The following is a 10,921-nucleotide window of genomic DNA, read 5'->3' as shown; positions in this document are numbered from 1 at the left end:
CCTTGCTCAAGGAGACGGTATGCCCCCGAATTCGATTGGAACTGCGCGCTTGCTGACCTTTGCCGGTATTTTGCCGTTTGCCGCGGGCTTGGCCGGGCAGGTGCTGGCCCCCGAGGCCGCCCCGTGGCGGGAATGGACTGCAGCTTATGGTGCGGTCATCGCCGCCTTCATCGCCGGCATCCATTGGGCGGTGCATCTGTTCCATGGGGATAAAGCGCCGATCAATCTACTGATCAGCAGCAATGTGCTGGCTTTGGCGGCCTGGGGCGCCTTGCTGCTGCCGGCTGGCCCCGGCCCCTTCCGCCTGCTGGTGGTGATATTTCTGGCCTTAGTGCTGATTGACCGCCGATTGCGTGCTGCCGAACTGATTCCCGAATGGTTCTACCGCCTGCGCCTGCAGGCCAGCGCGGCGGTGTCGCTGTGCCTACTGAGCATGGCTGTGGCCGTAATGTAGGCAAAAAAAACCGCCCAAAGGGCGGGAAGGGTGATGTTTGGAAGCCATCAATCCAAAGAGAGTAGGCTGCGGGTGTCTAAGCCGCGGCCCGGACACAGAATGTCACCGGACCATGACCGTTTTATGACAGCCTGTGGCGCGGGCAAAAAAAAGCCGCCTCGGGGCGGCAGAAGGATTCGGGTTAGGAATCCGAGGGGGAGCAAATTGGCCGAAGCCTTATGCTTACTTTACGAATCCGAAATGACAGCCGTGTGAAAACCGCCATGACCTTGGGCACAGGGAGCTAGCGCCGGATTGGGCTATGCTAGAGGCTGTCCCCGAATTGCAGGCTCTGCCATGCTCAAACCCCTTGTTCTCGCCGCCAGCCTGTTGGTTGCCGCTTTGCCGGCTTCCGCGGCTTCCGCTACCCAACAAATCGCCATCAACGCCACCGGCACCTTTTTCTCGGTGTACCGCGACAGCGGCATCAGCGGCGCCGTGGCCAAAATCAAAAGCTGCTACGACACCGCCAAGTCGCGTGACGCCTATCTGTTCTGCCTGGCCATGGATACCCAGGCCATGCGCATGGATTATTCGGTCAGCAGCAAGCTCGGCAATCCGCCCACCGATTACTTCGCCGAGGCCGAGTTCGATGATCGCATCGGCAAGCTGCAGACCTGGTATCCGTCGAAATCGCAGCTGGACTACACCATGAACCAACTGATGGACGGCATGGAAAGCGGTCTGAAAGCGGAAGTGGAACGGATCGAGCAGAAGTAAACCGCCGTGACTGCCAAAGCCTTCCCCTTCAAGTCAGAGAAAGCCAAAAGCCCTGGCCATTTCTTCGCCGGTTTCCCGGGTTAATTGCGGATGCCTGGCCATCGAGCGGGCGATTTCATCGGTCTCCACCGCATGCAGCCGGTAGTGCAGACGCAGCCATTCATCGTATTCCGGACAGGGTAAGCCGATTGCGGATTCAAGCATACGGGCCTCAAGCGCGGAAATCAGGTCCAGATATTTTTTCTGCGTTTTCTGCAGCTCGCTCGGCGGCTCCGGTGAGCAATCCGGAAGCAGACGGCGCTCACGCATCGCCAGCTTGCTGAGATCGATGATGGTCTGCGGATGCTCCACCCAGATCCAGTCCGGAACCGCCTGACCGAATTGCTTGCGGTAATCCAATGGGAACTTCCTGTGCCATTGGCCCACCAGTGTGGCCACCGCATAACGCGGCTCTTTACGCTCGGCATTGAGTTGGCGCAAGCGGGTTATTGCAGGCTGCGGCCGCTGGTCGAGAACGGCGAGAACTGCTTCTGCATCGAGAACATGCGTCATGACATTGCTCCTGTTTAGCCGGTTTAGCGATGCGCTGGGCCCGGCAAGTCGGGATAAATCCGCCCGGCCCGTGCGTGGGCCAACCGTGTTGCAAAATCAAGTCAATCAGAATCCGGCAAAGGTGAGCACGATGTTCAACAGGATGCCCAGATAGACGGCAATGGCGCCGTGTTTCAGCGCAATTTTAATCCAAACCCAGGCGCTTCGGCCATGGGCTTTGCAGGCATCGCGAAACGCCCACCAGCGCTGCCAGCTGTGTTGCGTAGCCGCATCCATGCCGGACAGGGCGGCGATTTCAGCATCAGTGCGGGGCGGTGTCACGGGGAGTCCTTTGCGCGGGCGTAGTTTGGGGTGATGCCATTGAACACCGGGCCTGTCTCAAATCCTGAGATTGGCGACGGCCATCGCCGACACAGGGTAAAATTACCGCATGTCTGAAACCCGCACCCTGCGTTTGAACGATCTGAAACTGCCGCTGGACCACAGCGAAGCCGACCTGCGGCGGGCGGTGGTGGCGGCTTTGGGAGTGAGCGATGCCGAAATTTCCGATATTTCGGTGTTCAAGCGCAGTTACGATGCCCGCAAGAAAACCGCGATTCTGTTGATTTACAGTCTAGATGTGAGTTTGAGCGAAGCCGCACGTGCGCGGGTGCTGGCCGCCCACCCCGAAAGCACCAAAATTCTGCCCAGCCCCGACACCACTTACAAATTCGTGGCGCATGCGCCTGAAGGCTTTCCGCTGGCAGGGCAGCAACGCCCAGTCATCATCGGTTTCGGCCCCTGCGGCATTCTGGCGGCTTTGATTCTCGCGCAGATGGGATTGAAGCCGATCGTGCTGGAACGCGGCCAGAACGTGCGCATCCGCACCCAGGACACCTGGGGCCTGTGGCGCAAGCAGACCTTGAACACCGAATCGAACGTGCAGTTCGGTGAAGGCGGTGCAGGCACCTTCTCGGACGGCAAGCTGTGGAGCCAGATCCAGGACAAACACCACTACGGCCGCAAAGTACTCACCGAATTCGTCAAAGCCGGTGCGCCCGAAGAAATCCAGTACGTCAGCAAGCCGCACATCGGCACTTTCAAGTTGGTCGGCATGGTCGAGAAAATCCGCGCCGAGATCATCGCCCTTGGTGGCGAAATCCGCTTCGGCAGCCGCGTGGAAAAACTATTGCGGGAAGATGGCCGGGTGACCGGCGTACGTTTGGTTTCCGGCGAGATACTGCACAGCCGGCATGTGGTGCTGGCCATCGGCCACAGTGCCCGCGATACCTTCCAGATGCTGCTCGATGAGGGCGTTTATATCGAGCCGAAGCCGTTTTCGATCGGCTTCCGCATCGAGCATCCACAGTCGGTAATCGACAAGGCCCGTTTCGGCCCGAACGCCGGCAACCCCATTCTGGGTGCGGCTGATTACAAACTGGTGCACCACGGCAAGAACCAGCGCAGCGTGTACAGCTTCTGCATGTGCCCCGGCGGCACGGTGGTGGCGGCCACGTCCGAGCCCGGCCGGGTGGTCACCAACGGTATGAGCCAGTATTCGCGCAACGAGCGCAACGCCAATGCCGCCATCGTGGTCGGCATCGATCCAGCCCGCGATTACCCCGGCCATGTGCTGGCCGGCATCGATCTGCAGCGTGAACTAGAAAGCCGCGCCTACGAGCTCGGCGGCGGCGACTACATCGCGCCGGCGCAATTGGTCGGCGATTTCCTGCGCAATGTGCCGTCCAGCCAGCTGGGCAGCGTGGAGCCGTCCTACAAACCCGGCGTGCGTCTGTGCAACCTGGCCGATGTGCTGCCGGCCTTCGCCATCGACGCCATCCGCGAAGCCATTCCCGAATTCAACAAGCAGATTGCCGGCTTTGCCATGAACGACGCGATATTGACCGGGGTGGAAACCCGCACGTCATCGCCAATCAGCATCAAGCGCAATACGGATAACCTGCAAAGCGTGAACACCGCCGGTCTGTATCCGGCCGGCGAGGGCGCAGGCTATGCCGGCGGCATTCTGTCGGCCGCGGTGGACGGCATCAAGGTGGCCGAAGCGGTGGCCAAGGATCTGCTGGGCTAGAAGCCGTGGCTTACTCGGGTTTCTGCAGCCACACCGGCCGCATCGTCACGTTTTCCGATTCACTCATCAGCTGCAGTTCGCCGTCCTGAATCATCGCGGTTAGGCGCATGCCGCGTTGCAACAGGGCGCAGGCCGCGTCCATGGCGTCGCCCGGTAGAGCCACCACGGTCAGGTTCTTGAAGCGGCGCAGGGCGTTTTCGTTCTTGCCGTACCAGATGTCGAAGGCGTTGCCGTTGTAGCCCAGCACCACCGCCCGTTTGGCACGCGCGCAGGCCTTCTTCACACGCGATTCGTCCGGCTGGCCCAGATCGATCCACAGCTCCACATCGCCGGTGTAGTCGCGCAGCCACAGATCCGGGTCTTCGTCGGTGCTCAGGCCGCGGCCGAATTCCAAGCGTTCCTCGGCGAACAGGGCGAAGGCCAGCAGGCGGGCCATCAGCCGCAGCTCGGTTTCCGAGGGGTGCTGGGCCAGGGTCAGGTTGTGGCTAGCGTAGTAGTGCCGGTCCATGTCGGTGACCTGCAGTTCGCACTTGTAGACGGTGGCGTTGGGGGCGGCCATGGGGGTATCCAAAAAGAGTTTAGTGTAACTCACCTACTAAAACGAACTGGCTAAATATATTTGCGACTATGTTTAATAGAACTTATTTCTAGAATTTCTGGCGGTTTCAGATTTACTCTTAAATTGAAGAGTTTTAAAGGTGATATTTAATTCTGCTAGGAAATAATAGGTCAAGATTTGATTTATGAATTTTGAATAGCGGCCCTTTTTCAGTTACTTTAGGTTTAGATGCGCCACTTTTTTTGATTAAATGATCCATAGTAATTATGCCTTCAGTAATAAGAGGCATTAATTGAGTGGCAACAGGATTTTTGGTGTGCTCTACTGATCTTAAGTTAAAATATTCGACACCATTAATTCTTTCGACGCTCGCATCAATCCAAAATGTTTCTTTGTGTTTAGAAAGCAATCTTTCAATTAAAGTTTCTTCGTTCCAACTCGCAACATGACCAAATGAGCTATGCCATTCTTGCATTAATCTTTCATTGTTATTAAATTTAAGGAATAAACCGTGACTATTGGCTTGTTTGCTAGATAACGTGCAATAAAGTCTATAGTCAGTTCCTTTGCTTCTGCCAAAATTCTCAAGTATTTCCCTGCTGCTTTTTAGTGTGCTTATATCCCAGTTCGGAACTTGTGCAAACAGTGTTGTACGGTTTCTCTGTGATCGACCGGACTTAATCTCTATGCCTTTAAAGTCAGGGCTTCTACTTGAGTTAGCGGAAATTCCTAATGCTGTTTCAATCGAGTGACCAATTGCCGTGTCACCTTTCTTAATTGCAGCAAGTGGTGCTTTAGCTATTTTTTGAAGCTCTAATAGAAGCTCTTCTGCAGCAGAGTTTTTTTGCTGTGATAGGCGATTAAGTAGCTTTAATATTTCACTACTGGCTGACAATTGAGAAAAATCAATATTGCTGAGATTAATTAAATGCGGGCTATCTCTATAAAACAAAATAGCAATTACATCCTCAGGTTTTGCAAATCCTTTTAGGTTGGAAAACCACATTCTAGGATCGCCGGATTTTGTATTTGGTCGATATAAGCTCAGCTTGCACTCATCTATCGTCGTGCTTACAAAAAATGCCTTTTTTATAACCTTGCCTTCAGAGCCCTGTTCTTGGCTCTCATAATCATGGAAATTATTTCTCTCAAATAAAAATCTTACAGGGATGGTGGCGTCAAGAATTGATTTTTCCAAGCCGGTTGCTGTTGGGGTGAAGGTGGCTGTTTCAATCCCGATTGAGACCAGAAACTTGATATTATTCTCTGCTTTAAATTGATAGTTCATTTTGATTTTTCAATAAATGTACTGATTATGTTTCATTGTTAGATATTCGGCTAGATTCATACTTTCTGAACCTAAATTCAGAAAATTCAATACTTTCTAAGTATATGAGAATACTATACTTAATTAGCCTTTAAATGGCCCTTGTCATGCTGTTTGTTTTGGGCCTGGACTTTTAACAATCAATGCTTTAGAATTTAGTTTGTTTTGAAAGGAATAACGAAATTGAATCACATTGAACTTTTTGCTGGCTGCGGCGGAATGTCGCTTGGACTTGAGCGCGCTGGATTTAAGTTGATCTTTGCAAACGAGCTTTCTCCAATGGCGGCAGAATCATTTGCTTTTAATTTCCTTGGTGAAGACCTAGAGAGACTTGCTAATTTAAACGAATTTCCAAAAAATGTAATTTGGATAAGTAGTAATTATAAATCCTTAAAGTCCAGACTCAGAGAAAATCCATTTACTTTCCCAGAGCCAAGTAAAGAAGTTTATAAAGATTTTAGCCTTAATAACAAGCTGGTAATTGGTAATATTATTCATTTAAATAAGATTCTTTTAAAGAATAAAAAAATACTACAAGAAATTACAATTAATGGCGATGTAGATTTGGTATCAGGCGGCCCCCCTTGCCAAAGCTTCAGCATGGCAGGTCTTAGGCAGAAAGATAGTGACAAAAACAGATTGCCTTGGGAATTTGCAACTTTTGTTGGATTGGTTAAGCCAAGAATTGCTGTTCTTGAGAATGTTTCTGGGATTTTGCATGCATTTCGAGACGATGATGAAGAGTTTTACGCTTGGTTTGAGGTCGCTAAGGCTTTCGCTAAGAAAGGGTATATTCCACTTTGCTTGCATCTTAATGCTAGATATGTAGGTGTTCCTCAGAACAGGCCTAGGTTTCTGATGATTTCAATTAGGGCCGATTTGTACCCTCGAATGATTAAAAAATTCAATAATGAAGAATTAAGTTTATTCGATTCTTCATTTGCTTTTTATAAAAATATTAATGAAGGAAAACAAGTTGTAATTGATGATCTTGTTTGTTTTGACGTAACAAATAAAGATCACTTGGGTTTATATAAAAAATCATTTCTATCTGAATTTGTATCAGCTAAAAATGAAGTTTCAGTTAAGGATGCTCTTGATGATTTAAAGTTCAATTCATCATCAGACAAGTCTGCGTTTGTTGAGAGCCTAAATAAGCTTTTTAAGCGTTCGGCTAGTTCTGAAAATTTAAGAAACCACGAACCAAGATCAAATAATGAACTTGTTAAGAGAAGATTTAGGTTATATCAGGTGCTTTCAGGTTGTAGCAAAGGTGTAAGCAAAGAAGTTGTGTCAATTCTTAAAGGGATTAGTTTTTCGCTTTCAGGCGAGGCTTGGGGCGAATTAAAAAATGAATTATTTCTAATGGAGAGTGGAAAGTTATCAAAATTCAAGCAGAAGTCTGAGTTCGAATCATTTTTAACTAATCATGGAACTAAAAAATTAACTCAAAAGGCTCTAAAGTCAGGTTCGCCTGCGTCAGCTGCCTTATCAATTCCTGATGATGTCTGTCACTATGACAGCCAGGAGCTCCGTACCTTGACGGTTAGAGAAATGGCTCGCATACAGTCATTTCCAGATGGTTTCGTATTTAAATCTAAAGTTACAACAGGCGGCCAAATGCGGAAATATGAAGTTCCGCAATATACGCAAGTTGGTAATGCTGTTCCGCCGCTTCTCGGTTTTGCAATTGGCAGTGTAGTTAAGAGATTGCTTGATAAAATTGAGTAATATTTATCGAAAAATCATTTATTTATTGCCAAAATCATGGCCAGCACATCTCCCATCAAAAGCTCTTTGAAACTGGGGTTATATTTGTTTACTTTGACTTATTCTCAGGCTTTGAGACTCCCTTGCGATAATGTGGCTATAGGAAATAAGGAGAAGCCATGTACGACATTATTGGAGACATTCACGGGCATTACGGCAAGCTCGAGCGCTTGCTGGTTAAGCTAGGGTACGAGCACAACGGAGTTTATTGGGTACCACCACACGGCCGAAAGGCCGTTTTTATTGGGGATTTGATTGACCGCGGGCCGGAACAAATCAAGGTTGTAATGGCGGTTAGGGCCATGATGGAGCGGGGCCATGCCTACTGTATTCTGGGAAATCATGAGCTGAACGCCATCGGATTCGCTACCCCGCACCCGGACGACTATTTCGCCCGTATCCGGCCCCGCAGCGAGAAAAACCGGGCTCAGCATCAAACCTTCTTGGATCAGGTGGGCGAGGACAGCGACCTACACCGGGAAATGGTGGAATGGTTCAGAACATTGCCGGTTTATCTGGAGTTGGAGGGGATTCGGGTTGTCCATGCCATGTGGGACGAAAGCTACCTAAACGATGTGATTTGCCATGCCTTTGGGCGTGGTGGAATTAACAATCATCAGCTCTGCTACGCGCTCGACAAGACTGCTTGGAAAGGCGGGCCGCATCCCCTTTACCATGCGTTGGATGGCCTATGCAAAGGTCGCGAAATTGACCTGCCGGAGGGAGCGCACTTCACTGATCATAACGGTCATACGCGCAAACAGGCGCGCATCAAGTGGTGGAAGCATGACGCCAAGTTCATGCATGAAGTCGCCATAGTAGAAGGTGCTATGCCCGAATCACTGCTCTGGAAGCCCATACCCACTGATTTGCTGCTTGAGCCGATTTCCGGTACGCCCATTTTCATCGGTCACTACTGGATGAAAGGCACACCGTCCATACTCAGCCCGAAGGTGGCCTGTGTAGACTATTCGGCCGGCAAGGGCGGGCCGCTGGTGGCGTATCGCTGGAATGGCGAAAGTGAGCTGCAAAATAGCGGTTTTATTGCCTCAAATTGAGGCAATAAGTGAGTTAGTGTTTCGCCCACACCTTCGTCGAACCATCCTTCATCACCAACAGCGTTTCATAAGGCTGCGGATTGGCCGACTCCATGCCCGGTGATCCGAGCGGCATACCCGGCACTGCCAAGCCCACGGCTTTCGGTTTTTCCTTCAGCAGGCGCTTGATGTCTTCGGCCGGCACATGGCCTTCAATCACATAGCCGTTGATGACCGCGGTATGGCAGGAACCGAGCTTGGCCGGCATGCCTAGGCTGGCCCGCACCGGCGCGGTATCGTCCACATCCTTGCCGCTGACCATGAAGCCGTTGGCCTGCAGATGCGCCATCCATTGCTTGCAGCAGCCGCAATACGGGGTTTTGTTGACGGTAATGCTCAGCGCGGATTGCGCCATGGCCACACCGGCCAGAAAACAGAACAGGAACAGGGCGGTCAAGGGCAGGCTGCGTTTCATGGCGGATCTCGTGCGGGATTTGCCATAGTCTAGCCAAATTCAGTGGCGCCGGTGTCAAGGTCGGCGCGTCCGGCTGGCATCGGCGATAATAGCGGCATGAGAACTCCCCAAGGCCTGCAGGCCCTGATTGACGATGGCATCATTGATAGCGTGCTGCGGCCGCTGAAAAGCGGCAAGGAAGCGGCGGTGTATGTGGTGCAGCGCGGCGACGAGGTGCTGTGTGCCAAGGTCTACAAAGACATGGCCCAGCGCAGTTTCCAGGCGCGTGTGCAGTATCAGGAAGGCCGCAAGGTGCGCGGCAGCCGGGCCATGCGTGCCATGGGCAAGGCCACCAAATTCGGGCGCAAGGAACAGGAAACGGCCTGGAAGAACACCGAAGTGGATGCGCTGTACGCCCTGCACGATGCCGGTGTCAGCGTGCCACGCCCACACGGATTCTTCCACGGCGTGCTGTTGATGGAACTGGTGACCGACGACGAGGGTTATAGCGCCGCCCGTTTGGGCGAAGTGGTACTGGATGCCGAAAAGGCCGTCTGGTACCACACCGAGCTGGTGCGCGATGTGGTGCGTATGCTCAGCCTGGGATTGATTCACGGCGATCTGAGTGAATACAACGTGCTGGTCACCGGGCAAGGCCCAGTCATCATCGATTTTCCGCAGGTGGTCAGCGCCGCCGGCAACAACGCCGCCCGCGACATGCTGCTGCGCGACGTGCACAATCTGCGCGATACCCTGGCCCGTTTCGCGCCCGAACTGGCCGAAACCTACTACGGCGAGGAAATGTGGGCGCTGTATGAAAAGGGTGAGTTGCAGGCCGACACGCCGTTGACGGGACAATTCACCTTCGACAGCCATGAAGCCGATCTGGATGCGGTGTTGATGTCGATCGAAGATGCCCGCCAGGAAGCGATCATCCGCCAGCAGGGCCGCGAGGAGGCGGAGCAGGAACCGTAGAGGCAATTCATGAATTGCCCCTGAAATCGCAGGGCGATGTTATTGCGGGTTCAACACCCAGCGCACGTTCACATCGCTGTATTGCGGAATGAAATTGCAACGGGGGTTCGGCACATTCTCTTCGGCTTTGAACGCGAACTCGCCCTCGCTGCCTTCGCGCTCGCCGGTGCGGCTGTAGCGGTAGGCATTGCAGGTTTCACTCAGGAAATTGACGGTCACGGCTTGCACCGGGCCGCTGGCCGGCTCGCGCACGCAGTGGCGTTCGGTCTCGTTGGCTTGGCCGTATTGCAGGTCGTTGATGATGATCTTGCAGGTGTCCTCGTGCGTGAACACGATTTGGTGCTTGGGCGGTTCGCTGCAGGCGCTCAGAAGGGCGATAGCGGCGAGAGCGGGGATGATTCGGGTCATGGCAAACTCCTTTGCGCCATTGTAAGGCGGCCCCCCTTCAATGCCAGGTGAAAACTCCCCACCCATCCCTCTCGGCCTCCCTTCTGGGGAAGGGAGGAGAACATCACGGATTTCGTCCCCCTTTCTTGAAAGGGGGATGCCCGAAGGGCAGGGGGATTCAAATGGGATGCCCGAAGGGCAGGGGGATTCAATGCCATGGCCCCGATGGGCAGGGGGATTTTCACACCGGCGCAATCGGCTCAATCAGGCCGGCATCGTCATCCACGCCCTTGTTGACGCGCTTGGCGACCGGAAAACACTTCAGGGCCGGCAGGCTACGGGTCAGCAGGAACGGCATCGACGGGCCGCTGCCAAGTCCCAGCCAGTCGTCCACCTCGCGTTTTTCCAGAAATACCGGCATGCGCGAATGCACTTCGGCCGGGATGCCTTCAGCCGCTTGGGTGATGATGGTGAAGCTGCCCTCGCTGCCGTCGGTCAGCAGCGGGTGTTTCGGTTCCCATAGCCCGGCGACCCACAGCACCTCGTGCGGATGTTCCGGGCGTAGGTAATACGGTTGCT

The 10,921-nt window shown here is 52.9% G+C and carries 13 protein-coding genes; 6 read left to right on the top strand and 7 right to left on the bottom strand.

The window, feature by feature from the left end; translation table 11 throughout:
* Positions 1 to 454 (top strand): DUF3429 domain-containing protein (locus tag ACIQ1A_RS09645; RefSeq protein WP_395770859.1); only part of this gene is annotated, 454 nt, incomplete at its 5' end.
* Between the two features lie 336 nt (positions 455 to 790).
* Positions 791 to 1,213, top strand: coding sequence for a hypothetical protein (locus tag ACIQ1A_RS09640; protein ID WP_395770858.1), 423 nt, complete (start codon positions 791 to 793; stop codon positions 1,211 to 1,213).
* A 33-nt stretch (positions 1,214 to 1,246) separates the two neighbouring features.
* On the opposite strand, the gene ACIQ1A_RS09635 is transcribed toward ACIQ1A_RS09640, so the two are convergent.
* Positions 1,247 to 1,765 (bottom strand): hypothetical protein, encoded by a 519-nt coding sequence (locus ACIQ1A_RS09635; protein WP_395770857.1) that lies wholly within the window; start codon positions 1,763 to 1,765, stop codon positions 1,247 to 1,249.
* 105 nt (positions 1,766 to 1,870) lie between these two features.
* Positions 1,871 to 2,086, bottom strand: a complete 216-nt coding sequence (locus ACIQ1A_RS09630; protein WP_395770856.1) for a hypothetical protein — start codon at positions 2,084 to 2,086, stop codon at positions 1,871 to 1,873.
* 109 nt (positions 2,087 to 2,195) lie between these two features.
* Between ACIQ1A_RS09630 and ACIQ1A_RS09625 the strand changes: the two genes are divergently transcribed.
* Entirely contained in the window at positions 2,196 to 3,833 is a 1,638-nt protein-coding gene (locus ACIQ1A_RS09625; RefSeq protein ID WP_395770855.1) for an NAD(P)/FAD-dependent oxidoreductase, read from the top strand.
* 10 nt (positions 3,834 to 3,843) lie between these two features.
* On the opposite strand, the gene ACIQ1A_RS09620 is transcribed toward ACIQ1A_RS09625, so the two are convergent.
* Both ACIQ1A_RS09620 and ACIQ1A_RS09615 read right to left on the bottom strand, forming a co-directional pair.
* Positions 3,844 to 4,392, bottom strand: coding sequence for a YaeQ family protein (locus ACIQ1A_RS09620; RefSeq protein ID WP_395770854.1), 549 nt, complete (start codon positions 4,390 to 4,392; stop codon positions 3,844 to 3,846).
* A 133-nt stretch (positions 4,393 to 4,525) separates the two neighbouring features.
* Complete coding sequence (locus tag ACIQ1A_RS09615) at positions 4,526 to 5,680, bottom strand: MvaI/BcnI family restriction endonuclease (RefSeq protein ID WP_395770853.1); 1,155 nt, start codon at positions 5,678 to 5,680, stop codon at positions 4,526 to 4,528.
* 222 nt (positions 5,681 to 5,902) lie between these two features.
* On the opposite strand from ACIQ1A_RS09615, the gene ACIQ1A_RS09610 reads away from it, so the two are divergent.
* Entirely contained in the window at positions 5,903 to 7,450 is a 1,548-nt protein-coding gene (locus tag ACIQ1A_RS09610; protein WP_395770852.1) for a DNA cytosine methyltransferase, read from the top strand.
* A 158-nt stretch (positions 7,451 to 7,608) separates the two neighbouring features.
* Complete coding sequence (locus ACIQ1A_RS09605; RefSeq protein ID WP_395770851.1) at positions 7,609 to 8,547, top strand: metallophosphoesterase; 939 nt, start codon at positions 7,609 to 7,611, stop codon at positions 8,545 to 8,547.
* A gap of 13 nt (positions 8,548 to 8,560) precedes the next feature.
* Here the strand turns inward: ACIQ1A_RS09605 and ACIQ1A_RS09600 are convergent, their stop codons facing one another.
* Entirely contained in the window at positions 8,561 to 9,001 is a 441-nt protein-coding gene (locus ACIQ1A_RS09600) for a DUF411 domain-containing protein (protein WP_395770850.1), read from the bottom strand.
* A 96-nt stretch (positions 9,002 to 9,097) separates the two neighbouring features.
* Between ACIQ1A_RS09600 and ACIQ1A_RS09595 the strand changes: the two genes are divergently transcribed.
* On the top strand, positions 9,098 to 9,955 hold the full coding sequence (locus tag ACIQ1A_RS09595) for a PA4780 family RIO1-like protein kinase (protein ID WP_395770849.1): 858 nt from the start codon (positions 9,098 to 9,100) through the stop codon (positions 9,953 to 9,955).
* Between the two features lie 39 nt (positions 9,956 to 9,994).
* Here ACIQ1A_RS09595 and ACIQ1A_RS09590 read toward each other — a convergent pair whose 3' ends face one another.
* On the bottom strand, positions 9,995 to 10,363 hold the full coding sequence (locus tag ACIQ1A_RS09590; protein WP_395770848.1) for a hypothetical protein: 369 nt from the start codon (positions 10,361 to 10,363) through the stop codon (positions 9,995 to 9,997).
* A 220-nt stretch (positions 10,364 to 10,583) separates the two neighbouring features.
* On the bottom strand, positions 10,584 to 10,921 hold a 338-nt coding region (locus ACIQ1A_RS09585; RefSeq protein ID WP_395770847.1), incomplete at its 5' end, for an SOS response-associated peptidase family protein.

This window comes from Arenimonas sp. (genome assembly GCF_044353605.1).
Classification (GTDB): Bacteria; Pseudomonadota; Gammaproteobacteria; order Xanthomonadales; family Xanthomonadaceae; genus Arenimonas.
Note: the sequence above shows the minus strand (reverse complement) of the source record. Positions and strands in the feature narration are given on the sequence as shown.

Bases quoted from the DNA above. Each gene is read 5' to 3' on its own strand.
- ACIQ1A_RS09640 (WP_395770858.1), top strand. From the start codon at position 791: ATGCTCAAACCCCTTGTTCTCGCCGCCAGCCTGTTGGTTGCCGCTTTG.
- ACIQ1A_RS09635 (WP_395770857.1), bottom strand. From the start codon at position 1,765: ATGACGCATGTTCTCGATGCAGAAGCAGTTCTCGCCGTTCTCGACCAG.
- ACIQ1A_RS09625 (WP_395770855.1), top strand. From the start codon at position 2,196: ATGTCTGAAACCCGCACCCTGCGTTTGAACGATCTGAAACTGCCGCTG.
- ACIQ1A_RS09620 (WP_395770854.1), bottom strand. From the start codon at position 4,392: ATGGCCGCCCCCAACGCCACCGTCTACAAGTGCGAACTGCAGGTCACC.
- ACIQ1A_RS09615 (WP_395770853.1), bottom strand. From the start codon at position 5,680: ATGAACTATCAATTTAAAGCAGAGAATAATATCAAGTTTCTGGTCTCA.
- ACIQ1A_RS09605 (WP_395770851.1), top strand. From the start codon at position 7,609: ATGTACGACATTATTGGAGACATTCACGGGCATTACGGCAAGCTCGAG.
- ACIQ1A_RS09600 (WP_395770850.1), bottom strand. From the start codon at position 9,001: ATGAAACGCAGCCTGCCCTTGACCGCCCTGTTCCTGTTCTGTTTTCTG.
- ACIQ1A_RS09595 (WP_395770849.1), top strand. From the start codon at position 9,098: ATGAGAACTCCCCAAGGCCTGCAGGCCCTGATTGACGATGGCATCATT.
- ACIQ1A_RS09590 (WP_395770848.1), bottom strand. From the start codon at position 10,363: ATGACCCGAATCATCCCCGCTCTCGCCGCTATCGCCCTTCTGAGCGCC.